The organism is Aureibaculum koreense (assembly GCF_034296135.1).
Taxonomy (GTDB): domain Bacteria; phylum Bacteroidota; class Bacteroidia; order Flavobacteriales; family Flavobacteriaceae; genus Aureibaculum.
Genome location: NZ_JAXKVV010000008.1, coordinates 99,074 through 124,923, shown reverse-complemented (window position 1 = coordinate 124,923; position 25,850 = coordinate 99,074). Strand labels below are relative to the sequence as shown.

Sequence of the window (25,850 nt, the reverse complement as noted above, 5' to 3'; positions counted from 1 at the left end):
CTATTTGTATAAACCCGTATTTCCCTTTTCCAGCATCGGCATTAGTTCTTCCACAATATCAAGGTTTTCATCGGCAATATTTTTGGTTTCCCAAGGGTCGGTATCGTGGTTGTAGAATTCGATTGTCGGTTCAGCTTTTCGCCAATATTTTGTTAACCTATATTGATCTGTTCGCATCGAAATCCCGTTTTTAAAATAACTATAAGCCACGTTATTTTGAATGGAGTCTGGGTTTTTAAGATTATTTGCTAAACTTTCTCCATCCAATGGATAATCAATAGAGATACCACATAAGTCCATTAGCGTTGGGTAAATATCAACAGATTCAACCACGGATTTAATCTTTTTCCCGATGACTTCTTTACCCGGAACTTTAATAATAAGGGCACTTTTTAAGGCCACATCAAACAACGTATGCTTACCCCAAACTAAGCCATTGCCTAAGTGCCAACCATGGTCGCCCCAAATTACGACAATAGTGTTTTCTTTTAAATCGAGTGCCTTGACTTCGTCAAGCACTTTACCAATTTGAGCATCAATATAACTAATAGATGCGTAATAGGCGTGAATCAATTTTCTAGAATATTCATCTGATAACGGCTTAGACAAACCCGCTTTTTCATCGGTAAGTTGATAACCATTAAACTCCCCACTTTGGTGGAGACTCGTTTTATTTACATTTTTGGGAACAAACGGATTTGGAACTAACGGCATATTAGACCTATTGTAAATATCCCAATACTTTTTTGGGGCGTTAAATGGTAAATGTGGTTTGAAGAATCCTACACCTAGAAAAAAGGGTTGTTTTTTATTTTTTAATTCCTTTAATTTAGAGACCGCCAAGTCAGCAGTCAGTCCGTCAGGATAACCATTATCATCTACCTCACCTGCTTCATAAGGTTTTACCTTCTTTTTTAAACTCTGTCTGTTTTCACCATTTGCATAGGCAAAAAAGGCGTTCCATCCAGTTTCCCATTTACCGCTATCAAATAGAAATTCATCCCAACTATAAGGCATTTCTTTTATGATGGAAGGCTGTTCTTCATATCCATAAACCAAACCATCGGCCGAATGACTTATTTTACCAATTCCGACTGTATAATATCCATTTCGTTTTAGTTGATGAACGAACGACTCTGGATTTTCAAATTTAGACTTATTTGCCATTTCTCTTTCGAAAACGTTATTTGACAGATGACTTTTTTGAGTTGGTCTAAGCCCGGTCAATAGACTATATCTAGAAGCTCCACAGGTAGGAACTTGCACATAGTGATTTGTAAAAACAAAACCTTCTGAAGCCAAATTGTCCATGTTTGGTGAATGTATAATGGTATTACCATAACTTCCTAACTCCGGACGTAAATCGTCTACAGCTATAAATAAAATATTTGGTTTATTTAATGTAGTTTGTGCAGTATCTTTTTTATTCCCTCTAGTACCACAACTGCAAACAGAGAGGACAATAAGAAAGCATAGAAGACTTTTAGAAATTATTTTAAAATCCAAATTTTTAAGAGAATACGTTTAAAGTCAAATATTAAGCTAAGATAAGCATAAATTTAATTTTAAAGTTCTCTAAACTTGGTAAGCTATATTTTAATCTTATCCCATCTATCACTATAGGTAGGATAAATCTTGAGCAAAGTTTCTTTAAGGTTTACTGCGTTTATTCGCGGGCCATCCGAAAATATATCAACAATTTCATCTACTTTGGTATCCATAAAAACACGTAGTAAAAATGCGTTGGGACGTGTGTTGTAAATATTTTTTAAAGTAAGCACAGCATTGCTAATGTTGGTTTTAGCTTTCTTTTTATCATCGTTCATTAAGTCTAATCCGTTTAAATGGTAATTGTACATCGCTGTTCTAAAATCTTTGTAAGTTGGTGATAAAAGATTCTCGTTTAGTTGATATCTTGTATTATTTCCATCTATTCTGTTCCAGCCCGAAAAACCACCTTGTTGGGCAAGGTTTACAACTTTCTCAGCCTCCTTATGGTATTCATCCCCTCCATTCAATTCGAAAGTGTCAGCATCAATGCCTAAAACTGTATATACATAAAAAGTTAAAATAGATACCAAATTTGATTGAAAACTATTTTCATTATAAATCAAATTTTGAAACTCTGTATAATTAAAAGTTAAATTATTGTCTTTATAATTTAAAATAGGACTTTGATAGGTAGAATTATAAACAGGTCGCGAGGCTATAATAGAAATATTGCCTTTAAATTCATTGGACGATGGCTGCTCTAATATAGTTAGTGTTATAGCACAATTAATTCGCTCTTGTGGCTTATAATTTTTATCGGTCCATTTTGTATTATTAATGTACTCCGAAATAGAGGTTTGAAGATTATCATACAACTGCTGGTTGGCATTTTGAATCTGTTCTGAATTAACAATCACTAAAGCATTCAGTTCTTGACCGCTCATATGAAGAGTAGAACATAAAAATAAAATCAAAAATAAATTACGCATTGTATTTTTTAAGTATTTCATTAAAAATATCTTTAGCTACTTCAGATTTTGACTTAGTATCAAATTTTTTAGGATTTTCATCAGCATCAATAATGGTTATTTTATTGGTCGGCTTTTTAAATCCTGCTCCTTTGTCATTTAACGAATTCAAAACTATCAAATCTAAATTCTTTCGTTTTAATTTACCCTTGGCATTTTCTAATTCATTTGAGGTCTCTAAGGCAAACCCAACTAAAAACTGCTTGTCTTTCACCTCACCTAAAGAAGCTAAAATGTCCTTCGTTGGTACTAATTTTAAGCTTAATTCGGCATCTTTTTTCTTAATTTTGTCTGATGCCAATTTACTCGGCTTAAAATCGGCCACCGCGGCTGATAATATAGCGATATTACATGTATTGTAATATTGATGTACCGCATTATACATTTCTTCTGCCGTTACAACATCTATTCTTTTTATTAACGAATGTTTTGTAGTTTCATTGGATGGCCCTGAAATTAAAATAACTTCCGCCCCCAAATTAGCAGCTTCTTTAGCCAGTTCAAAGCCCATTTTTCCTGAAGAATGATTTCCAATAAAACGAACCGGATCAATAGCCTCATGTGTTGGGCCAGCGGTAATCAATACTTTTTTATTACGTAACGGCAACCCTGAAATAATATCTTTTTCTATAAAAGATAAAATATTCTCTGGTTCAGCCATTCTGCCTTCACCTTCTAAACCACTAGCTAATTCTCCACTTTCCGCGGGAATCATAACATTACCAAAACTTTCTAATTGTTGTAAATTTTCTTTAGTTGAGTTATGTTTATACATGTCTAAATCCATTGCCGGAGCAAAATAGACTTTACATTTAGCGGATAAATATGTAGCCAATAATAAGTTATCACAAATACCATTTACCATTTTTGATAATGTATTCGCGGTTGCGGGAGCAATTATAAAGTAATCTGCCCAAAGAGCTAATTCAACGTGGTTATTCCACAATTCATTCTCTTCTTCTTTATCATAAAAAGTAGAATAAACCGGATTTTTAGAGAGTGTGGAAAGTGTAAGTGGGGTAACAAAATCTTTAGAAGCAGGAGTCATGATAACTTTAACATGAGCTCCTGCTTTGATAAAAAGCCTAACCAAATAGGTGGTTTTATAAGCAGCAATTCCTGCGGTTACTCCCAAAAGAATATTTTTACCGCTTAAAACCGACATTATTCCTTAGGTTCGGTTTCTTCTGGGTTTCTATAATAAATATCACCATCTAACCATTCTTCGACTGCCATAGCAGTAGGTTTAGGCAATTTTTCGTAAAAACGAGAAACTTCAATTTGTTCTTTATTTTCAAAAACTTCTTCGAGGCTATCGTTATGCGTAGCAAATTCTTCTAACTTATCAATCAATTCCTTTTTAAGGTCTTCATTGATTTGATTCGCTCTTTTCGCCATAATTGAGATAGACTCATATATATTTTGAGTTGGCTCTTCAATTTTAGTTCTATCATACGTTACGGTAGTGATAGGTGCTTCGGAATTTTTATAATCCATTGTTTGTATATTTAGCGTAAATTTCTTTTGTTTCTTCTAATTCTTTATTTAAATCTTTAAGTTTAGAGGAAAAATCTTTCAACCTTTCAGATTCAGGAAAGTTCTTTTCCAATCTATTGTAAGAAGCGATAGCATTTTCCAATCGCTGTTCTTTTTTAGTAATAATACTGTTCATACCCAGTTCGTAAGCCGCTAAGAATTTATAAGCTAATGCCTCCTCTTTGTAATCGGTACCAAAATTATCCTCTATAAAAATATCGAATGCAGTAATTGCCGCATTGTATTTTTCGGTAATGTAATATTGTTTGGCTATGTCAAACTGCTTTTTTTCCAACCTTTTTGACAATTCATCATAATACTTATTTGCCTCTTCGATTTTGTCCGATTGTGGAAATTTATCGATAAAATTTTGAAGGGCCGTCAATGCTTTATGTGTATTTGCTTGGTCTCTACTCGCTTTTGGCGAAGATAAATAATAACTTTGTGCCGCTAAAAAAGTGGCATCTTCAATTTTTGAACTTTGGGGATAGTTACCAATAAATCGTTCAAAATAATAGGCAGCTAAATCATAACTTTTTGTTTTGAAATTGGCCTCCCCAACCATATACTGAATACGCTCCATTTGTGGTTTCGCTCCATACTTGGGGATTACTTTTTCAAATAAGTTAATGGATTTATTATACTTGCCCTCTTCAAATAACTGGGTAGCCATTTTATACTGATCTTCCGTTGTGCCTTTATTTAACACCTTTTGATATTCGCTACAAGCAGAAAAGGTCAAGCCAATTACCACCAATAAACCAAGTTGCTTTATTCTAAACATTTTGCAAAAGTACTTATTTAAAACTAATTAATAAAAACTATTTTTTAATAGCTTTTTCTTATTGGAAAGCAAATGTAAAATTTGTGGGACAAATGTTCATATATTACTTACTAAATATATGTTAATAATAGCTTATGGCTCAATTTGAACAGAAGATTTTACCGTCAGTTGTTTTATATCGTTATCAAAAAGGTATAAGCCACCTTTATCATTACCAATGAGGTTGATTTTATCCAGAATTGTTCTTGCAACAGCTTCTTCTTCAATTTGTTCAGCCACGTACCACTGTAAAAAGTTATGAGTAGCGTAGTCTTTAACTTCAAGACAAATATGCACCAAATCGTTAATACTTTTTGAAACATGTACTTCGTGATCAAAGAGTGTTTCAAACATTTCTTTGAACGATCCGAACGAAGATGGTGGTGCCTTTAATTGAGAAACTTTAGCATGCCCACCGCGTTCGTTAATATATTTTACCAATTTTAACATATGCATTCGTTCTTCATCAGATTGAGCATACATAAATTGTGCAACACCTTCCAATCCTTTTACCTCAGCCCATGAGGCCATTGCCAAATAAATTTGTGAAGATTCGGCTTCTACCGTTATTTGACCATTTAGGGCTTTTTCTACTTCTTTAATCAACATTATCTATCTATTTTAGTGAATTAATATTCGTCAATAAAGATACTAATTTTTTCTTGCAATTCATCACTTGCTTCTACCAAAGGTAATCGTACAAAAGATTCACAGATTGCTCGTTTTTTTAATAGGGCTTTTATTCCTGTGGGATTGCCTTCTTCAAAAATATAATCTATACTGTCCATTATTTTAAAATGAAGGTTCGAAGCTTCTTTAGATTTCCCATCCAAAGCCAATTTTATCATCTTCGAAAAATCGTTGGGAATTCCTTGACCGATTACGGAAATTACCCCTGCCCCACCGGTTAAGGTCATAGGCAACGCAACCATATCGTCACCGGAAATGACCAAAAAGTCTTCGGGCTTATTTTGTAAGAGCCTAAAAGCCTGATCCATACTACCTGCCGCCTCTTTTACACCAATTATATTTGAGCAATCAGAAGCCAATCTCAATACCGTTTTTGGAAGCATATTAGCTCCTGTTCTACTGGGAACATTATAAATGATGAGCGGTTTGGGGCTTACCTGGGCAATTGCTTTAAAATGCTGATAAATTCCTTCTTGTGTAGGTTTGTTATAATATGGAGAAACGGAAAGAATAGCGTCAAAAGCCGATAAATCGGCTTGTTGTATTTCATTAATAACCGCTTGTGTATTGTTACCGCCAATACCAATAACCAAAGGCAATTTACCTTGGTTGGTTTCAATAACCGTTTGAATTACTTTTTGCTTTTCGTCATTGGTAAGTGTTGCAGGTTCTCCTGTAGTACCTAAAACCACTAAATAATCAATACCATTATCAATCTGAAAATTAACCAGTTTTTTTAAGGCATCAAAATCAACTGATCCGTCTGCTTTAAAAGGAGTAACTAAGGCAACTCCCGTACCGTAAAATTGCGTCATTCTATTAAATTAAAAATCTGTAAATACTTTGCCAGTTCATCATTAAACACATCTATTTTGTTACCCTCCACTACGATAGTAAAATCATACAAATTCTGTAATTCTTCATTGGCAAAACTCACCTTGAATTTTGCATTTGAACGCATTGTCAAAATATTTGTATAAACACTAGCATGATTGCAATAATTGATCAACAAATCATAATCAGCATTTACAAAATCAACCACATTTGGTGCTTTTGGTTTACCGTACATACCCAAATCTTTTTCAGAGAAGGTATTGTAATGTTGTGTAACAAAATCGTCTTTAAGGTTTTCGAAAATGATAATTTCAAAACTTTTATGAGGCATCTTTAATTTTTGACTCAAGTTTCTTGAAATATCATAGCCTCCAAACAATCGTGAATCGGCCAAAACGCCGATCTTTTTAATTTTTTTTGGAATATTATCGTTTGTACTCTTTAATTTTTTTAATTGCTTTTGATAATATTGAACGGCTGTTTTCTTTTTTAAACCTCTAAAGTTCATTGCGTTTAACAATTGTAAAGTAAAATTAATAAATCGGGTTGTAATTTAACGGTAATGTATTTAAATTAAACGAATAGTTTATATACGTTAGTATTTAAACAAGCCTAATTATTACTAAAACTTATAAAGGCCTATTTAAAACACCTCGCCCGATTCTTTTAGCTTTTCGGCATTTTCAGCTAATTTTAATTCTTCAATAATTTTATGGATATCGCCGTTTATAATATTACTGAGGTCATATAAAGTCAGCCCAATTCTATGTTCGGTTACGCGACCTTGTGGGTAATTATATGTTCTAATTTTTGCTGACCTGTCGCCACTGGAAACCATACTTTTTCGTCTAGCGGAATCTTCTGCCTGTTTTTTTGCCAATTCGGCTTCGTACAATCTGGAACGTAATACTTTAATTGCTTTTTCTAAATTTTTATGCTGTGATTTTTGATCTTGACATTTGGCTTCAATACCAGTTGGGATGTGTTTTAACTGTATGGCTGAATAGGTTGTATTTACACTTTGCCCGCCTGGTCCTGTAGATGTGGTTCTGATAATCTTTACATCTTTCATATCCAGTTCCACATCAAATTCTTCGGCTTCGGGTAATACCATAACCGTTGCAGCGGAAGTATGAACCCTACCTTGGGTTTCGGTTTGCGGTACACGTTGAACACGGTGCACGCCCGCTTCAAATTTCATATCACCATAAACATCTTCACCAGTTATGCTGAAAATAACTTCCTTAAATCCGCCCGAAGTGCCTTCACTTACATCTACCAATTCCGTCTTCCAACCTTTATCTGAACAGAATTTAGTGTACATTCTGTACAAATCACCAGCAAAAATACTAGCTTCGTCCCCACCTGTACCGGCCCTGATTTCTACCATAACATCCTTAGCATCTTCTGGATCTTTGGGTATAAGCATATATTTTATATCTGACTCTAACTTTTCAAGTTTTTCGGAGGCTTCTTCTAGCTGCATTTCGGCCATTTCAACCATTTCAGCATCCGAACCATCATCAATAATCTCTTTGGCTTCCTCTACCCTGCTCAATATTACCTTATATTCTTCCCCTTTATCTACTATCGTTTTAAGGTCTTTATATTCTTTGTTCAGTTTAACATATCGCTTCTGATCTGAAATAATATCTGGTTGGATAATCAGATCTGAAACCTCATCAAAACGCTGTTTTACAATGTTTAATCTTTCTAACATCTTCTAATTTTTTATTAGGACAAACTTAATCATTTTTAATATTACTTTTAGTGCCTCATCAATTTATTTAGAATATCTCTAAATTAGAGAAAACTATACAATATGTATAAAAATTTATGGTTAAGCAATTATTATTTAATTAAATTTACAACTGAATCTAAAATACAGAAATCATGAAAAAATTATCAATTCTTTATATAGCCTTTGCAATGTTAGTAGTAAGTTGTGGTGATAAAAAGAAAGAAGAAGTAAAAAAAGATGTAGAGAATGTGAAAGAAGAAGTGAAAGAAACTACTTCTACCGGTGCTAATGATAAGGACGGTCAAATTGCTATGGGTCAAAAACTATTTACTGACAAAACCTGTACCACTTGCCATGCTTTGGATACCAAAGTTATCGGTCCATCAATAAAGGATATGATGAAAATCTATGATGAAAAAGGCGGTAATATTGTTCAATTTTTAAAAGGGAATGCCGATCCTATTGTTGATACCGATCCTGGTCAAGTAGCTATTATGCAAGCAAATATTGATGGATTTGTAAAAGATATGACTCCTGAAGAATTACAGGCTGTAGCTGCTTACATGCGTGATGCCGCAAAATAGATTTTTTTATAAAAAAACAATATAATTTTCTGTCTTATCGAGCAGAGTTGACATGTCTTGAACCTCAATAGTTTTGGTTCTCTCTCGAATTACTCGGGACGCTCGAACTGACATTAGGCGAGTACCTTTACGGTTCTTTTATTGGGCTTTATTTGCTAACGCCGCTATTTGTAATTCAAGTCTTTTTATTTCCCTTAACAATGCGTTTTTATCCATCTGCATCCAAACAAAAAGTTTTATCATTGCCAAAGTTGACCAGCATAAAACTCCAGCGGCCGCCCACTTTATAAGTCCGTTCGTTTCCTCAGTATTTAAAAATTGAACGATACAATAAATAAATATACCGAACACCACTAAATTTACAACATTCATTAAAATAATCAACCAACTGTGTTTTGTTTTAAATAAGCCCCCAAACATTTGCAATAGGTTTTGTTCGTCAAGTTCATCATAAAATTGAGCTTCTTCTTTTGTTAACGATTCTTTAATAATTTGATCTATTTCTTCGTTGTTATTTTTCATAATTTCTATTTTTTATAATTAATTTTAATTTTTCTCTTGCGTAAAATAATCTCGATTTTATTGTTCCTTTAGGTAATGATAAAATATCCGCTATTTCGTGTAATTTATATTCTTCAACATAAAAAAGACGTAACACAATTTGCTGTTGCTCTGGCAATTCTTTGATACAATCTATAACCATTTTAGAATTACCAGCACTATCAGAAGTAGCACTATAATCACTGTTTTCAGTATATTTTTTTGTATCATAATCTATTTGTGTTTGTTCATGATATTGATTTAAATTGAATTCTTCTTTGTTTCTTTTCCTTAAATAATCAAGCGACTTTCTTGTCACAATCTTTAATGCCCAACTTCCGAAATTGTTAGTTTCGTTTAAAGTGTGTATTTTTTTCAAAATTTTACTCCAGCTCTCTTGCACTATATCTTTAGCTAAATCCGCATCTTTAACATACCAAAATGCTTGGTTACATAATTTGGAATGCCACCTTTTAACCAATAGTGCAAATGCCTTTTTATCCCCAGCCTTAAATTGTAAGACTAATAATCCGTCAAATATTTTTTCTGGTTTGTTCATTATTGGTTTCTATTTTATAGACGGCTATTTTTAAAAAAGGTTCAATTTATTCTGATAGATTTTAAAATTAACCCAAATAAATCAACTCAATATGACTTGCTATTTTTATTTTTGCCCAATGGCAAGAAAAAACAGAAATAAAATTTTTGAAAATATTGAAGTTATAGATGCTGGGGCAAAAGGTAAATCCGTTGCCAAAGCACCAGATGGTAGAGTTATCTTTCTATCAAATGCCATTCCTGGCGATGTTGTAGACATACAAACTTTTAAACAACGAAAAGCTTATTACGAAGGCAAAGCCATTGACTTTAAAACCTATTCGGACAAACGTGCAACTCCTGTTTGCCAACATTTTGAGCATTGTGGTGGCTGTAAATGGCAACACATGAAATATGAAGATCAGTTGTTTTATAAGGAAAAAGAAGTTATAAATAACCTAAAACGCATCGGTCATCTGGAACTACCGGAAATTACCCCTATTTTAGGAGCTGAAAAGTACTATTTTTATAGAAATAAAATGGAATTTTCTTTTTCCAGTAGCCGTTGGTTGACTTTGGAAGAAATAAATTCCGATAAACAAATTGAAAATAAAAATGCTTTGGGATTCCACATTGCAGGAATGTGGGATAAAATATTGGATATTGAAAAATGCCATTTGCAAGAAGACCCTTCTAACGCCATCAGGAATTCCATTAAAGAATTTGCTATAGAAAATAACCTATCATTTTTCAATCCGCGTGAGCAGAGTGGCTTGTTGCGTACCATGATGATTCGTATTTCTTCAAATGGGGAAATTATGTTGGTCATCCAATTTTATGATAATGACAAAGAAAAACGGGAATTGTTATTGAATTTTGTGGCTGAAGAGTTCCCAGAAATTACTTCGTTGCAATATTTAGTCAATCAAAAAGCGAATGATACCATTTACGATCAAGATATTGTTTGCTTTAAAGGTCGCGACCATATTTTCGAAGAAATGGAAGGTCTCAACTTTAAAATAAATGCCAAGTCTTTTTACCAAACCAACTCTGCCCAAGCCTACGAATTGTATAAAATAACAAGAAATTTTGCCAATTTATCAGGTAATGAAATAGTCTACGACCTTTATACAGGCACTGGCACTATTGCTCAATTTGTTTCAAAACAAGCCAAAAAAGTAGTAGGTATAGAAAGTGTACCCGAAGCCATTGCAGATGCCAAAGAAAATGCAACAAATAACAAGATAACCAATACAGATTTTTTTGTCGGTGATATGGCCAAGGTTTTTACAGATGCCTTTATTACCAAAAATGGTAAACCCGATGTGATAATTACGGATCCGCCAAGAGATGGTATGCACAAAAATGTAGTGGAACAGCTCTTAAAAATTGAAGCTGGTAAAATTGTGTACGTAAGCTGTAATTCCGCTACCCAAGCTAGAGATTTAGCTTTACTCGATGAAAAATATAAACTCGTTAAAACACAAGCGGTGGATATGTTCCCGCAGACCCACCATGTGGAAAATGTTGTACTTTTGAAATTAAAATAAATCATTCATGAAAAAATTAATTGTATTATTAATTGCCCTAACACTCTTTTTGTCTTGTAAAAAAGAAGATAAAAAAGAGTTTTTTACAAAAGGAGAAGTAACGATAGATGGAAAAATCAATAATTTTTCTTCTAAAGAGGCTTCTAAAGAAATCACTTTTTATTCTTATGATTTTTTGAGTAGCGAATGGGCAGAGAGACATACGACTAAAATAGATTCTTCTGGGACATTTTCTCTAAAATTCTCTATCCCTAATAGCCAAGTTATATGGTTTAGGTATAATAATGCCGCTTCAATTTATGTTGAGCCAAATTCAAACCTTAAAATTTCTTTTGATGGAAATACTAAAGACGCTAAAGCATTTTTGAATTCTTTAGAGTTTAATGGTATGTTGACAGCCGAAAATGAGCTCATAAAAAAGTATAAAATAAATACCAAAATAGATACTAAAACTTATTATGATGCCTATAATAGTTCTAAAAAAAGTCCAAAAGAAGTATATAACTTCATAGATAGCGTCTATTACAAAAATCAAAATAAATATATTGATGATTTTATAATAGAAAATAATCCTCCCGAAAATATTGAAAACTGGCTTACTGTCGAAAAAGAAATTAAACCCATTACAGATTTATTACTATACGCTATATTTGATTTTAAACCCACAAACAAAGACAAAAAGTTTGAAGATAACTTTCCTAAAGAATATCTGGATAAGATAAATAATTTGCCTTTATTTAAAAGCGAGAGCTTTGTTAATTACGACATATACACAACACTGCCAGACTACTACAATGCATACCTTGGTAGAGTAATTAAAGATAAATATACTGTTGAATGGAAACAAGCAGACTCTATATTATATCATAAAGAAATTTACAATTTTAAAGAAAACCAAAAATTAATACAGATACTTTTTTTCGACGAACTTAATAACTCATTAAAAAACAACGATTTATCATTCTACAATACATATAAAAAATCAATTGATAGTATCTTTAAAAATACTGTTTATGAAAATGCCATAAGCGAAAAATATGCATTTACGAAAGACCTCATTGAAAATCCCATTTTACCAAAAAAAACAGAGTTATTATCCTTTTCTTCTAATGATGCAAATACTTTTTTAGATGAAATTATTAAAAATGCTGATGGTAAAGTTATATATATTGATAATTGGGCAACTTGGTGTGGCCCTTGTAAATCTGAATTTAAAAATGGTACTCCTGAATTAAAGAATAAATTTTTAGATAAAGTTGAGTTTGTTTATATCTGTCATCTTTCTGATAAAAAACTATGGAAACCTACAATTGCACAATATAAAGTTGAAGGCAAACACTACTTTATTACAGAAGAACAAAACAAAGTTTTGAAAGAACGATTAAATATTACAGGTTATCCAACTTATAATATAATTGACAAAAATGGAGAGTTACTTCATTCTGGATTTGAATTTAGACCAAGTCTACAAAAAACTTCAACCATTTTATCTGAATTAATAAAAAAATAAACAAAACTCAAATTAAATCCAGTGAATTGGGAGTTTTTATTCAATTTAGAAAATTGATTTTAAGAAATTTTTAATGTATAATTCCTCACAATATCATCTGGAGATATGGTGTTGTTAGTCTTGCGAGAATAGAGAATTGACCAGCCTGCCGGCAGGCAGGGAATAGATAAAAATAACCTAAATCATCATGACATCGTATATGAGATACTATTTTCAATACATTTTATTAATTACTTCACTCTGTTCATTATTAGTAATATCCTGCAAAGAAAAACCCGATGAAGTAGTTGAAATAAGAGGTATTTATGGACACCCCAAACCTTTATGGGATAAAGGATACAAGCTCAACGAGCTTGGAATTAATGCAGTTTTTGTGCATGGTGGATCGGTAGATAAGGAGATGGTGAATAGAGCCAAGTCCGAAGGAATAAAGGTATTTGCTGAATATGCCACTTTAAATGGTAAAAATTATGTGGAAACACATCCTGAAGCTTGGGCAATAAATGAAAAAGGTGAAAAAGTGGACGCTGCAACTTGGTTTATGGGTGTTTGTCCTACTGAACCTGGTTTTCGTCAATATCGTTTTAACCAATTGCGAGATTTATTAAAGTTTGACTTGGACGGCATTTTTATGGACTATGTACATTGGCATGCCCAGTTTGAAGACCCAGAACCTATATTGCCCGAAACATGTTTTTGTGATCTTTGTCTTAGTGCTTTTGCAACATATTCCGATATAAAAATACCGAATGAAAGTACGTCAAAAAAAGCACAATGGATACTAAATAATCATGATGAATCATGGCGTAATTGGCGATGCCAAGTAATTTACGATTGGACTTACGAAGTAAAAAGCATTATCAAAGAAATTAAGCCAAACGTTCTTCTCGGGCTTTATCATTGTCCGTGGAATGATGAAGAATTTGACGGAGCAAGACGTCGCATATTGGGTCTCGATTATGATCTGTTAAAAGAAACTATCGATGTGTTTTCTCCTATGGTATATCATGAAAAAATGGGTAGAAAGCCCGATTGGGTGAAAGAAAATATAGAATGGTTCAGCAATCGTTTAAATATCAGCAATAATTCTTACCCAAAAGTATGGCCTATTGTTCAAGCACATAATAGTCCAGGTATAATTTCCAAAGAAGATTTTGAAACCGTCTTGAGAGGTGGACTTGAGGGAAAATCTAGTGGCGTTATGATGTTTACCACTTCTTCCGTAGCCGAAGATGAAGGCAAAATAGAAGTGATGAAACGTGTTTATACTGAACTAAAGGGAAAACCTACTCACTAGATTATTCAAATCTTTTCCTAAGCTAACAACTAATTTACATAAAAAGCAGCTTTCTTAAAATATTTTTTTACAAAAAGTTATATCGTTTAGGAAAGTCTGTACGCTACAAATAATGAGTAAAGAAACGAAATTGCAAAGCGTCAGCTTTAAGCATGTAGTTTCAAGAACGAATGTTGCGAAGCAATTTCCTCGTACAGACTAGATTTTTTTGTTTCGTTTTTTCATCAATGGAAAAAATGAAAATAAATTCAAGTTATCAATTTACTTTAATAATTATTTCAACAACTCCGTAACATCAAACCTTTTTGAATAGTTAGGATCATAATGTACAAACTCAATTTTGCCCTCTTCATCTATAATGTAGGTAGCAGGTACAGGTAATACATTATTGTTTTCTTCGTTGTATTCTGCCAGTCTTTTTTGTGTCGCACTAAAGTACTTGGGTACATTTTTTTCATTGACCTCAAAAGCTACTTTATAATTGTTCATGATGGTATTGTCAACATCGTGTAAGATGGAAAAAGTACTTCCTAAACTTTCAGCTGTTTCTTTTGTTTTCTCCACTTTTTCAGGGGTAACAACTACCACGGCATAGCCTTTTTCAGTTAAAGCGTCTAAATTTTCTTCTAATGTTTTTAGATGTTTTTTACAATAAGGACACCAATTCCCCCTATAAAAAATAAGGATGATTTTATTATCTTTTAAAATATCGGTAGAATTTATTTCATTATCAAATTGGTCAACTCCAGTAATTAACGGGGCGTCATCACCAACTTCTAAATGTTCGGAATTGATTTGAGCAAAGGTGTTGATTGAAAATACTAAAGTAAGTGCTATTGCAAAATTTTTCATCTGTAAGTTTTATATTTTGGTAGGTAGTCGGAAAAGGATAAAAGGCTTACAAAAAAATTAAAAATTGTTTATATTGCGTTTATTAAACCAAATTAAATGTATAAACGCATTAGGTTTATACAATTGTTGTAGCCAATTTTTGATGAAAAAAGTACTTTCAATTGTCATTCTTATTTTACCAATTCTTCTATATTCTCAAGATAAAGAAACCATAAGTTGGATAACTAACAATTCTATAGAAATTGAAGATGCAAACCCTGATTCTGAGCTTGAAATTTTTAAACAGAACACACCCAAGAAATTTGCCAATGCTCAAGTTTATGGTTTTGGAGAAGCATCCCATAACACAAAGGAATTTTTTGACTTAAAAGCTAAGTTTTTTAAACATTTGGTAAAAACTCAAGGTGTGAAGGTTTTTATAATGGAAGAATCTTATCAAGCCGAATCTGGAATAAATGAATGGATAAGTGGTGGTAAAGGAGATGTAAAAACGATTGCCAAAAATTTCAATACTGGATTTTGGTATACCAAAGAAATTATTAACCTTCTAAAATGGATGAGAGATTATAATATAGGGAAACCAAGAGAAGAGCAAATTCGATTTTACGGAATGGATATTCAAATAGGAAAAAATATTAATCTAAAAATACGAGATTTCCTTAGTGCGAATAAAATCACAATTGACAAAAACCTACTAACAGTTGCAGATAGTTGTGCAAACAAAAAAATAGACTTTGGTAAAAAAGATAGCTGGTGGCAAACCCAGATTCCAAAATTAAACAAACTAAAACAACAAATACTAAATCAAAAAACAGAAAGTAAAGAATATAAACAAATTCTAAGAAGTTTAGATTACTTAATAAGTTACACGGAATATGCCTCATTGATTAAAGAAGAATATCCTAAGAGTACGGAATTCAGAGATTTGAAAATGTTTGAAAACGTAAAATACATCATAGAAAATGAATCTAAAAATGGTAAAGTTTTTATATGGGCTCATAATGAACATATCAATAAAAGAGAGATGTATTACACTGGTAGCAATATAATTAACTTAGGTCGTCATTTAAAAAATTATTATCATGATGATTATTATAGTATAGGTTTCGACTTTGGTACTGGAAAAATAAACGGTTTTGTAATTGATAAAAAAAAAGGAAATCATTGGAAAACTTACTATATAGAAAAACCTTTCAAAAAAACATATGCTCAAACCTTAATGTTAGTGGATAAAGACATTTATTTTATTAAATTAAATAAATCATCAAATTTCTTTAATAAAAAATCTAAACACCTGCTAATTGGTGGAGGTGGTTATCAACCTAAGCCATTATATAAGATTTTGGTTAGTAAAATATATGCAGAAACTTATGATGGATTAATTTTTGTGAAAAAGATATCAATACCAGAATATAATTTAAACTGAAACAAAAACGGTGTAAGACAAATGCAATACGCAATTGGGGCATAAAAGACAAAATGAAAGTATAAACATAAAAGAAAGGTCAGAGCTAATCAGCAAAGTTAGCGTTTATTTATACGCTACGTTTCATAAACTAACTGTTGGAATTCAATTGCTACGCCGAATCTTCAATTTAGCTACCACTAATTAATTTTTTTTAATTTTAAGACTAATATAGTACTAAAAATATAATCTTATGCCCTACAACACCAACCTAGCCGACAAAATCAGAGCATATCTTGTAAATTTTCCTAATTTAGCTATTGAAGAAAAGAAAATGTTCGGCGGACTCGCGTTTTTGGTCAATGGAAAAATGTGTGTGAACGTAAGTAAAGATAGAATAATGTGCAGGTTTGACCCAAATTTAGAAGAAGAAATTGCAGAGAAAACGGGATATGAACCCATGATAATGAAAGGTAAAACTTTAAAAGGCTATTGTTACGTGCATCCTGAAGGTTTTAGGAACCAAGAAGATTTTGAAAACTGGGTGAATTGGTGCTTGGATTTCAATAAAAAAGCAAAATCATCGAAAAAATAATATCTTTACAAACCAATCATTTTTTTTATGAAAATTAAAACCCTTTTACTGTTATTTATTATTGCAATTAAATTTTCTGTGGCTCAGCAATCCAATGAGAAATTTATTATTGAGCAAGAATATCTCAAATATCTACCTGAAAATTATGATGATGATTTAACCAAAAAATGGCCATTACTAATTTTTTTGCACGGAGCTGGTGAACGAGGTTCTGATTTAGAAAAGATTAAAGTACATGGCCCGCCAATGTTGGTTGAACAAGGAAAACAATTCCCTTTTATTATTCTTTCCCCTCAAGCAAAAAGAGGTTGGGATGAAGATTTATTATATGAGTTGATTCGTGACTTTATTGATAACAACAAAAGGGTAGACACGGATAGAATTTATTTAACCGGTTTAAGTATGGGCGGCTATGGAACTTGGAAATTAGCACAGAAACATCCTGAAATGTTCGCCGCTATTGTACCCATTTGCGGTGGTGGAAACCCCGAAGACGTTTGGAAACTTAGACATATGCCGGTTTGGTGTTTTCATGGTAAATTAGATGGAATTGTACCCCTTTCCGCCTCTGAAACCATGGTGGAAGCTTTAAAGAAAGTCAACGATAATGTTAAATTCACAGTATATCCCGAAACGTATCACGACAGTTGGATACAAGCATATAATGATCCTAAGTTATACGATTGGCTCCTACAACAAAAGAAATTTAAACATCAAGAGGTTGAATTACCATTAAAAACTTTAGATAATTTTGTAGGAAATTATGATTTCAAAATGGGAAGTTTTAAAGATACTGCCAATATATCTATTGATGATGGTAAGCTTATAATGAATATAGGTAAAAACAAAACCGTGCTCATACCCTCAAGTGACACTACTTTTTTTATAGATAAAAACCAGCCTATTGAATTTGAGTTTCGTAAGAATGAAAATGGAATTGTTGACAAAATTTTATTTTATACAAATGAAATAATCACTATGCCTAAAATAACTAATTAACATTATTAATAGAGTTTCATTTGAAACGTAGCAAAAAAATGAACACAACAAAACAACTGGCAAAACATTTTAGAGAGGTCTATTTTGGTGGCAACTGGACAGCTTCTAATCTTAAAGACCATTTAGCTGATGTAACTTGGCAACAAGCCACAACCAAGGTCTATTCTTTTAATACAATTGCCACCTTAACCTATCATATTGGTTATTATGTAAGTGCAGCCTTAAAAGTATTACAAGGCAAACCGCTTAACGCCAAAGATGTTTATAGTTTTGACCATCCGCCAATAAACTCCCAAGAAGAATGGGAAAAATTATTAAACACTTTTTGGACGGATGCCAAAAATTTTGCTACTTTGATCGAGCAATTACCAGAAGATAAACTTTGGGAAGACTTTACTGACAAAAAATACGGAAATTACTATAGGAATATTCAAGGAATTATTGAACATTCACATTATCATTTAGGACAAATTGTTCTTATTAAAAAAATAATAAACTCATGAAAACTTTAACTCTAATTTTAGCAATATTATTGGCAACTTTGACTTTTGCACAGGAGAAGAACGATAACCCAAATTATGATGCGGAACTGGCTAAAAAATTAAATGCCGATGATTACGGCATGAAAAGCTACGTTTTCGTAATCTTAAAAACGGGAAGTAATACAACAGCAAACAAAGATTCGATAAGTGCCAGTTTTAGAGGACATATGGAGAACATAAACCGATTGGTAAAAGCCAATAAATTAATTGTTGCAGGTCCTTTTGGAAAAAATAATGACTCTTACAGAGGTTTGTTTATTTTAGATGTACCCACTTTAGAAGAAGCCAAAGAATTATTACAAACTGACCCTGCCATTAAAACAAATCTGCTAGAAGCTGTACTTTATGAGTGGTACGGTTCGGCAGCATTGTCCGAATATTTACCAGCTTCTGATAAGATTTGGAAGATAAAACCTTAGCATTACTCAACAACCAACTGTCTTCCTAATTCGGCCAAAAAAGGAATCCCAATCGTTTCCGTTTCATAAACACCATCATTAAAAATCCTATTCTTATTGACGTGTATGGTTGCCGTAATAATATATTCTTTGCCTGTCTTTTTATTTTTGATATAAGCACAATCGGTTAGGTAACCATAGGCATAGCCTACCTTATTATAAATCTCAATATGATCTGGTATTTGAGATTTATCGTCGCCAAAGATTAAAAATTTCACATAACTATCATAATATTCATCGCTATCATAACCCGCTTGTTTGGGAGAAATTTTCATCATATTCAATAAAAATTCCCTATCGCTTTCTGTTAATTGAAATTGTTGCTCTTTAGGATAAATTTTTGGAAACATCAACTGCTTCATCATATTATGTAGCGAAGTTATTGGTAAATAGTTTTTAAAGGAAAAATCCATAGGTTCATTGATTAATTCGCCTTCATCCAAATAACCTTTTCCCTTTTTTAAACGCTCAATGGTTAACGGTTCTAAAGATTTGCTTATTATTGGTATTGTTGGTGTGGTGGTACTATCGTTCACATAAAAAACAAGCGGTTTTGTTGTCAGGTTATCTGAATCTGGTGTAGATAATCTGTGTGAGATTCTGGCTTCTATTCCTTTATTTTTTAATCGGTTGTTAATTTCGTCTTGCCCTAAATATTCAAACAGTCTATTGTTGGCTTCATTATCGCTTACGGCAAATATTTTTCTGATTTCATCTGAGAAGGTTGTGATTAAAGAGTCACCTTCAATAAAAAATTTGGAGTTCCTATCGAATCTGTCATCTTCTTTCAACTTTTCTAACGCCAAAACTGCAATTGGAAATTTTACGGTGCTAGCAGGGTAAAAATAGTTGTTATCATCAACCTGAAATTCATAATCTTTAAAATTGATTTTATTTTCAGCATCTCGAAGTATTTCTGTAAATAAAATCTGGACTTCGTGCTGTTCCAAACTGTCCATTACCCTTCTAATTTTTTCATTGTCAGAGGCTAGGGCTTTTTCAAGTAGATTATTTTGCGTTTGTGAACACGAAACACTAAATACTAAAGCAAACAGCAATAAAAATCTCATGGTGAGGGGTTTGAATAAAGTAAAGGTACGAAAAAGTAGAATTAAAAGAAATTATAAGACAACCCAAACATAAAATTCCCTTTTGGCATGGGTACTAATCCCTTCTCAACATATTCCGTGTTAAAGATATTATTTGCATTTATAGAAATCTCTAAAGTGGAAATATAAATTTGCTTTACTTTAGCAATTCCTTGGCTTTTAGCTTCGCCTCTTCATTTCTATCTATTTTATGTCCTGGGCGTGTCCATTTTGGTTTTTCCCCTAAGGGTTCATATTGAGAATCTTTAGCTTCCACAGTTTTTGGTTGCATTTTTTTGATAAATGGTTTTTGTGGATTTAACCCGAGTAGCCTAAACATTTCCATATCGGCATTTACATCAGGATTCGGTGTTGTCAGTAACTTATCTCCTGCAAAAATAGAGTTGGCTCCTGCAAAAAAGCACATGGCCTGCCCTTCTTTTGTCATATTCGTTCTTCCTGCACTCAAACGCACTTGTGTTTCTGGAATTACAATACGCGTTGTAGCCACCATACGGATCATATCCCAAATTTCAATAGGTTTTTCATCTTCTAAAGGAGTGCCTTCAACAGCAACTAATGCATTGATGGGAACTGACTCTGGTTGTGGATTCAAGGTAGAAAGGGCTACCAACATTCCCGCTCTATCCTCTGGTTCTTCACCCATACCAATAATACCACCGCTACAAACGGTAACATTTGTTTTACGCACATTGTCAATCGTATCCAATCTATCTTGGTATCCTCTAGTTGAAATTACTTCTTTATAATATTCCTCAGAAGAGTCTAGATTATGATTATAAGCATATAGACCAGCTTCGGCCAAACGATGTGCTTGATTTTCAGTAATCATACCCAAAGTACAGCATACTTCCATTTCTAATTTATTAATGGTACGTACCATTTCTAGCACCTCGTCAAATTCAGGCCCATCTTTTACATTACGCCAAGCCGCACCCATACAAACACGAGAACTGCCAGAAGCCTTAGCCCGTAAAGCTTGTGCTTTTACTTCTTGTACACTCATCAAATCATTACCCTCCAGTTTAGTGTGATAACGTGCTGCCTGTGGACAATAACCACAATCTTCGGGGCAACCACCTGTTTTAATTGATAATAAGGTACTCACTTGAACAGTATTTGGATCATGATACTCACGGTGAATTGTAGCCGCATCATATAGTAATTCCATTAAAGGTTTGTTGTATAGTTCAAGTATTTCTTCTTTCGTCCAATTGTGTCTGATTATGCCCATAAAATCTTACTGGTTTAAAAATCAAAAATAATAATTAAATAATTATAGTTCTATTTTTTAGCTAATAATATTGAAACTGCATTTCCGCCAAAACCTACAGCGTTTACCAATATCTTCTTTAATTGTTTTGGTGCTTTCCGATTCTCTATAAAAGGAACTGGAATAAATTGTTGATACCTGAACATTAAAATAGCTAATTCCATACTCAACATTCCTGAAGCTCCAAATGTGTGCCCTAATTTCCATTTGTTAGAAGTAATGGCGGGTGTATCATTACCAAATACTTTTTCTATCGCTTTAAATTCCGATCTGTCGCCTTTAACCGTACCTGGTGCATGCATCACAATGGCATCGATTTCGCTTGGTTTTGCACTCCCTAAAGCCATTTTCATGGAACGTTGAAAACATTCCGCTTCAGTAGAAATGGAAATACTGTGCTCTAAAATTTCGGTTGCATAACCAATTCCTTCAATAATTGCCAATGCATTATGCTTTATACCTTCTTCTAAACAAGTGGTGCTTGCCCCTTCTCCCAAAACCATAGAATTTCGATTCTTATTTAGGTTTAATGATTGGCATGGGTAATCATTGTTATCTTTAGCATAAATCTTTAAAGCGTGCATCTGTGCAATTGTAAAATCAGTTAAAGGAGCTTCACTCCCCCCAACTAAAAATTTATTGCACATACCACTACTTATCCATGCTATTCCGTTTAATAAAGCATGTAATGCTGTTGAACAGGTTATTGAATGACTAATTTCGGGCCCTTGGGTTTGCAAATCATGTGCTACCCATGAAGAAATATTACCCAATGTTGTAGTTGGCGAAGAAAGCGTATCAGTACCTCCATGTGCTAAAAAATCCTTATGATATTTTTCAAACAGTGTCGTAGCCCCTCTTGAAGACCCAATATTAATTCCAAAATTATCAGAAGACTTCCAACCAGCTGTTTTCATTGCTAGCCTTGAAGCATATATAGCATAAAGGACAGAATTATCTAATTTTTTATACTTGGAATTCGACTTTTTAAGTTCTTTAATTTCCGCTTTGGCGTTATTGGACAAACTCGCAATAGGCTGTTTACCTCCATTAAAATCCTTATACCTAATAAAATGGTTTGTATGTTTATAGTTCTCCCAAGTTTCTTCTAAAGAAATTCCGAGCGGAGAAATTGAATTAATTGCAGTTATTGAAATTGGCTTAACCATGAAATCTTCATTAAGAAGACCACAAAATTAAACTATTTCTAAGGCTTTTTCAATAATATTATACATTTTTTGCAACTGTTTATCAGTAATCACAAAAGGTGCTAATATATATATTGTATTTCCTAGCGGACGTAAACAAACCCCATTTTTCATAAAAAAGTTGAACAACTTATAACGTAAATTGCCATAGCGTTCCATTTGCACATTCAGGTCTAAGGCATAGATTATTCCGAGCTGCCTTGTTTCTTTAACTTTAGGATGTTTTTTGATTCGTGCATTAAACTGTTCATGCGAAGCTATAACACGTTTAATATTACTTTGAATTTCATCTGATTGCAATAATTCTGCTCCTGCTAAAGCCGCGGCACATACTATTGGGTTAGCCGAGTAGGTATGTCCGTGAAAAAAACCTTTTGCCAAATCATCACTTAAAAAGGCATCATAAACATTTTTTGTGCACGAGGTAATTGCCATTGGCATCAAACCCCCTGTTAAAGATTTTGCCATGCAGATTATATCTGGTTGATTTTTTAAATACTCAGAAGCAAAGTTTCTGCCTGTTTTACCAAAACCAGTCATTACCTCATCCGCTATTGTTATCACATTATGTTGTTTAGCTAAAACCAATAATTCATCTAAAAGATGAGGTTCATACATTTTCATTGCGGCCGCTCCTTGCACTAGAGGCTCGTAGATAAACGCAGCTACATCTCCAACAGCTAATAATTTCTTAAACTTTTTCTTTACTAATTCAGCATTTTCTACTGTTGGCACAGGAATACGAGCTACATCTATAAAAAAGTCTTCAAAAGGACCGTTGTAAACCGATAAACCCGAGACAGACATTGCTCCAAAAGTATCGCCATGAAACCCATCTTCTAAAGCAATTATTTTACTTCGTTTTTTGCCTTTATTAAAATGATATTGCAAAGCCATTTTAATAGCTACATCAACCGAAGTTGAACCATTATCGCTAAAAAAGAGCTTCTCTTGATTGTTCGGTAATATTTTTATGAGTGCTTCTGATAATCTAATTGCAGGTTCATGTGTAAATCCTGCAAACACTACATGATCTAATTGTTGCATTTGTTCGGTAACTTGCCGAGTGATATATTCATTACTATGTCCGTACATACAAGTATACCAAGATGCAATTCCGTCTATATATTCATTCCCGTTTTCATCAAACAACAACGCTCCTTTTGCTTTTACGATTACCAAATGATCTGGATGTAGTTGATGTTGTGTTAATGGGTGCCAAAGGTGCTTTTTATCGCGTTCTTGTAATGTCATGGTTATAATTTTGTCATCCTGTCCTGAAAACTTTCGGGAGTGCTTCAGAATCTCATATTACACTTATAATTAGACTGGGTTTCCGAATTATGAGCGGAACAACAGTTATATTTTTAATAATTTGTCTTTAAACAGCTCAGCATATTCCCTAATCACATTTTTATCAAAATAAGGCTCTTCATCTATTCTGCCAATTACTGAAACCGCTGTCATTTTTTTTATAATTGACTCTGTTGATCTATGCTCAACACCACTAAAAACAAGTGACACGTCAAACCCTTTTTCTTTCAATAAATTAACAGTTAACAAGGTATGGTTTATACTGCCCAAATAATGACGTGAAACTACAATTACCTTAAAATCGGGTTTTATAATATCTAAAATAGTATGCTTATCGGTTAAAGGCACTAATAAACCTCCTGCACCCTCAACAACCAAATTATTCTTAGTTTTTGGAGCAATTATCTTTTTAATATCTATTGCAACTCCATCTATTTCTGCAGCAGCATGCGGACTCATAGGAGTTTTCAAGGCGTAGCTATGAGGATGGAATTTAGATACTGAACTTGAAACTAATTTCTCAACTTTATGTGTATCGGTATTTTCTAGTTCTCCAGCTTGTACCGGTTTCCAATAATCGGCGTCTAGGGCTTCCGTTATAATTGCAGAAGCAATGGTTTTACCCACTTCAGTAGAAATGCCGGTGATGAATATTTTCTTTTGCATAGATTGTTATCCTGAACTTGATTCAGAATCAATTTTAGTTATTTTTTGTATTCCGCATCAAGTACGGAAATTAAAGATTCTATATAGTCAATGACAAAACTAATCAATAAAATTCTTAAGCAATGTCAACATCTCGGTAATTTCTTTTGTAGAATTATAACTGTGCAAACAAAAACGAAGACGCTCCTCACCCTCGGGAACGGTAGGCGATAAAATTGGTTTCACATCAAACCCCTTTAGTTGCAGTTGTTGTGCAATTGATTTTACTTTTTCATTTCCAGGAATAATACAACTATGTATTGCTGAATTGCTCTCAATAAATTGATCTTGAAGGTTTAATTTTATAACTTCATATTTAAAATTTTGAATGTTTGCTCGAAGTTTAGCTGAGTTCTCGGCTCCATTAGAGCTCACAAGTTGGCCATATGCTTCTTTTATTGTAGCTAAAGAATGAGGTGGCAATGCTGTTGTATATATAAAACTTCTGGCAAAATTTATTAGGTAGTCTTTCAAATCTTCGCTTCCTAAAATAGCTGCTCCATGACATCCTAATGCTTTTCCAAAAGTTATAATTCTTGCAAAAACCCTGTCCTCTAAACCTACTCTTTGTGTTTCCCCGCAACCTTGTTGCCCAAAAACACCTACGGCATGTGCCTCATCTATAATAAAATATGCGTTATATTTTTGACAAACTTGTGCCATTCTTGTCAAGTCTGGTGAGTCTCCATCCATAGAGAATACAGATTCGGTAACTATAAAAATACTATTATCTTGATCTGATTCTGAATGGCGTTCCAACAAATCGATTAAATCATTAAGATCATTATGCTTGAATTTATATGATTTTGCATTGCTCATGGTAATTCCGTCACGAATAGAGGCATGAATCAATTCATCATATAAAATGACATCTCCTCGTTGCGGTACTGATGCAAAAAAACCAACATTAGCATCATACCCCGAATTAAAAATCAAGGCTGTATCGCTCTTATGGAACTTACTAAGCTTTTCTTCTACTTCAAGATATAACTTGTGGTTGCCCGAAAGTAAACGTGAACCTGTCGAACCGTTTTGCAAGATTTGGTTATCAATTAAATATTGGTGCGTGGTCTCAAATATTTTTGCAGATTTTGAAAACCCCAAATAATCATTTGATGAAAAATCAATTAAATTATTTTCCGTATCAAGTGATCGTAAGGCATTACTTGTTTTACGATTCTTTAACTTTGACAGTAATTTATTTGGAAGTTCCATACGGCAAAAGTATG

27 protein-coding genes are annotated in these 25,850 nt (G+C 33.1%); 9 read left to right on the top strand and 18 right to left on the bottom strand.

Features of this window, described 5'->3' with window-relative positions; genetic code table 11:
* The 9 genes from UMM65_RS09540 to prfA form a co-directional block, all read right to left on the bottom strand.
* On the bottom strand, nt 1–1,506 hold the full coding sequence (locus tag UMM65_RS09540) for a sulfatase (protein WP_321976279.1): 1,506 nt from the start codon (nt 1,504–1,506) through the stop codon (nt 1–3).
* Between the two features lie 83 nt (nt 1,507–1,589).
* Entirely contained in the window at nt 1,590–2,501 is a 912-nt protein-coding gene (porD, locus tag UMM65_RS09535) for a type IX secretion system protein PorD (RefSeq protein ID WP_321976278.1), read from the bottom strand.
* Entirely contained in the window at nt 2,473–3,684 is a 1,212-nt protein-coding gene (gene coaBC / locus UMM65_RS09530) for a bifunctional phosphopantothenoylcysteine decarboxylase/phosphopantothenate--cysteine ligase CoaBC (RefSeq protein ID WP_321976277.1), read from the bottom strand. Before coaBC ends, porD begins: the two co-directional genes overlap by 29 nt.
* On the bottom strand, nt 3,684–4,016 hold the full coding sequence (locus UMM65_RS09525) for a DNA-directed RNA polymerase subunit omega (RefSeq protein WP_321976276.1): 333 nt from the start codon (nt 4,014–4,016) through the stop codon (nt 3,684–3,686). Before UMM65_RS09525 ends, coaBC begins: the two co-directional genes overlap by 1 nt.
* Nucleotides 4,006–4,839 (bottom strand): outer membrane protein assembly factor BamD, encoded by an 834-nt coding sequence (locus tag UMM65_RS09520; protein ID WP_321976275.1) that lies wholly within the window; start codon nt 4,837–4,839, stop codon nt 4,006–4,008. The genes UMM65_RS09525 and UMM65_RS09520 overlap by 11 nt, the downstream gene beginning before the upstream one ends.
* A gap of 132 nt (nt 4,840–4,971) precedes the next feature.
* Entirely contained in the window at nt 4,972–5,487 is a 516-nt protein-coding gene (locus tag UMM65_RS09515; protein WP_321976274.1) for a ferritin, read from the bottom strand.
* A 20-nt stretch (nt 5,488–5,507) separates the two neighbouring features.
* On the bottom strand, nt 5,508–6,383 hold the full coding sequence (dapA, locus tag UMM65_RS09510) for a 4-hydroxy-tetrahydrodipicolinate synthase (protein WP_321976273.1): 876 nt from the start codon (nt 6,381–6,383) through the stop codon (nt 5,508–5,510).
* Nucleotides 6,380–6,910, bottom strand: coding sequence for a DUF6913 domain-containing protein (locus tag UMM65_RS09505; RefSeq protein ID WP_321976272.1), 531 nt, complete (start codon nt 6,908–6,910; stop codon nt 6,380–6,382). Before UMM65_RS09505 ends, dapA begins: the two co-directional genes overlap by 4 nt.
* A 135-nt stretch (nt 6,911–7,045) precedes the next feature.
* A complete protein-coding gene (gene prfA / locus UMM65_RS09500) occupies nt 7,046–8,122 on the bottom strand; it encodes a peptide chain release factor 1 (protein ID WP_321976271.1) in 1,077 nt (358 codons plus the stop codon).
* A 173-nt stretch (nt 8,123–8,295) separates the two neighbouring features.
* Between prfA and UMM65_RS09495 the strand changes: the two genes are divergently transcribed.
* Entirely contained in the window at nt 8,296–8,727 is a 432-nt protein-coding gene (locus UMM65_RS09495; protein ID WP_321976270.1) for a c-type cytochrome, read from the top strand.
* A 138-nt stretch (nt 8,728–8,865) separates the two neighbouring features.
* Here the strand turns inward: UMM65_RS09495 and UMM65_RS09490 are convergent, their stop codons facing one another.
* Together UMM65_RS09490 and UMM65_RS09485 are read right to left on the bottom strand one after the other, a co-directional pair.
* On the bottom strand, nt 8,866–9,249 hold the full coding sequence (locus UMM65_RS09490; RefSeq protein WP_321976269.1) for a DUF6768 family protein: 384 nt from the start codon (nt 9,247–9,249) through the stop codon (nt 8,866–8,868).
* Nucleotides 9,239–9,826: an RNA polymerase sigma factor gene (locus UMM65_RS09485; RefSeq protein ID WP_321976268.1), complete on the bottom strand. Its 588-nt coding sequence runs from the start codon at nt 9,824–9,826 to the stop codon at nt 9,239–9,241. Before UMM65_RS09485 ends, UMM65_RS09490 begins: the two co-directional genes overlap by 11 nt.
* Nucleotides 9,827–9,944: 118 nt before the next feature.
* On the opposite strand from UMM65_RS09485, the gene rlmD reads away from it, so the two are divergent.
* From rlmD to UMM65_RS09470, 3 genes are all read left to right on the top strand, one after another.
* Nucleotides 9,945–11,354 (top strand): 23S rRNA (uracil(1939)-C(5))-methyltransferase RlmD, encoded by a 1,410-nt coding sequence (gene rlmD / locus UMM65_RS09480; protein WP_321976267.1) that lies wholly within the window; start codon nt 9,945–9,947, stop codon nt 11,352–11,354.
* A 7-nt stretch (nt 11,355–11,361) separates the two neighbouring features.
* Nucleotides 11,362–12,864, top strand: a complete 1,503-nt coding sequence (locus UMM65_RS09475; protein WP_321976266.1) for a TlpA family protein disulfide reductase — start codon at nt 11,362–11,364, stop codon at nt 12,862–12,864.
* Between the two features lie 187 nt (nt 12,865–13,051).
* Nucleotides 13,052–14,161, top strand: coding sequence for a family 10 glycosylhydrolase (locus UMM65_RS09470; RefSeq protein ID WP_321976265.1), 1,110 nt, complete (start codon nt 13,052–13,054; stop codon nt 14,159–14,161).
* A 273-nt stretch (nt 14,162–14,434) separates the two neighbouring features.
* Here the strand turns inward: UMM65_RS09470 and UMM65_RS09465 are convergent, their stop codons facing one another.
* The gene (locus UMM65_RS09465) at nt 14,435–15,013 is read right to left on the bottom strand and encodes a peroxiredoxin-like family protein (RefSeq protein ID WP_321976264.1); all 579 of its coding nucleotides are present in this window, start codon (nt 15,011–15,013) and stop codon (nt 14,435–14,437) included.
* A 142-nt stretch (nt 15,014–15,155) separates the two neighbouring features.
* Here UMM65_RS09465 and UMM65_RS09460 point away from each other — a divergent pair, with 142 nt between their 5' ends.
* From UMM65_RS09460 to UMM65_RS09440, 5 genes are all read left to right on the top strand, one after another.
* Nucleotides 15,156–16,439, top strand: coding sequence for an erythromycin esterase family protein (locus UMM65_RS09460; RefSeq protein ID WP_321976263.1), 1,284 nt, complete (start codon nt 15,156–15,158; stop codon nt 16,437–16,439).
* Nucleotides 16,440–16,671: 232 nt separating this feature from the next.
* Nucleotides 16,672–17,013, top strand: a complete 342-nt coding sequence (locus tag UMM65_RS09455) for a TfoX/Sxy family protein (protein WP_321976262.1) — start codon at nt 16,672–16,674, stop codon at nt 17,011–17,013.
* A 27-nt stretch (nt 17,014–17,040) separates the two neighbouring features.
* Complete coding sequence (locus tag UMM65_RS09450) at nt 17,041–18,012, top strand: carboxylesterase family protein (RefSeq protein WP_321976261.1); 972 nt, start codon at nt 17,041–17,043, stop codon at nt 18,010–18,012.
* A gap of 38 nt (nt 18,013–18,050) precedes the next feature.
* Nucleotides 18,051–18,515: a DinB family protein gene (locus tag UMM65_RS09445; protein ID WP_321976260.1), complete on the top strand. Its 465-nt coding sequence runs from the start codon at nt 18,051–18,053 to the stop codon at nt 18,513–18,515.
* On the top strand, nt 18,512–18,973 hold the full coding sequence (locus tag UMM65_RS09440; protein WP_321976259.1) for a YciI family protein: 462 nt from the start codon (nt 18,512–18,514) through the stop codon (nt 18,971–18,973). Before UMM65_RS09445 ends, UMM65_RS09440 begins: the two co-directional genes overlap by 4 nt.
* A 2-nt stretch (nt 18,974–18,975) precedes the next feature.
* Here UMM65_RS09440 and UMM65_RS09435 read toward each other — a convergent pair whose 3' ends face one another.
* The 6 genes from UMM65_RS09435 to UMM65_RS09410 form a co-directional block, all read right to left on the bottom strand.
* On the bottom strand, nt 18,976–20,082 hold the full coding sequence (locus UMM65_RS09435; protein WP_321976258.1) for a serine hydrolase: 1,107 nt from the start codon (nt 20,080–20,082) through the stop codon (nt 18,976–18,978).
* A 175-nt stretch (nt 20,083–20,257) separates the two neighbouring features.
* A complete protein-coding gene (bioB, locus tag UMM65_RS09430; RefSeq protein WP_321976257.1) occupies nt 20,258–21,355 on the bottom strand; it encodes a biotin synthase BioB in 1,098 nt (365 codons plus the stop codon).
* A gap of 50 nt (nt 21,356–21,405) precedes the next feature.
* Nucleotides 21,406–22,563 (bottom strand): beta-ketoacyl synthase N-terminal-like domain-containing protein, encoded by a 1,158-nt coding sequence (locus UMM65_RS09425; protein WP_321976256.1) that lies wholly within the window; start codon nt 22,561–22,563, stop codon nt 21,406–21,408.
* Between the two features lie 27 nt (nt 22,564–22,590).
* Complete coding sequence (bioA, locus tag UMM65_RS09420; protein WP_321976255.1) at nt 22,591–23,856, bottom strand: adenosylmethionine--8-amino-7-oxononanoate transaminase; 1,266 nt, start codon at nt 23,854–23,856, stop codon at nt 22,591–22,593.
* Between the two features lie 105 nt (nt 23,857–23,961).
* Nucleotides 23,962–24,582, bottom strand: a complete 621-nt coding sequence (gene bioD / locus UMM65_RS09415) for a dethiobiotin synthase (protein WP_321976254.1) — start codon at nt 24,580–24,582, stop codon at nt 23,962–23,964.
* 99 nt (nt 24,583–24,681) lie between these two features.
* The gene (locus tag UMM65_RS09410) at nt 24,682–25,836 is read right to left on the bottom strand and encodes an aminotransferase class I/II-fold pyridoxal phosphate-dependent enzyme (protein WP_321976253.1); all 1,155 of its coding nucleotides are present in this window, start codon (nt 25,834–25,836) and stop codon (nt 24,682–24,684) included.
* Nucleotides 25,837–25,850 lie beyond the last annotated feature (14 nt).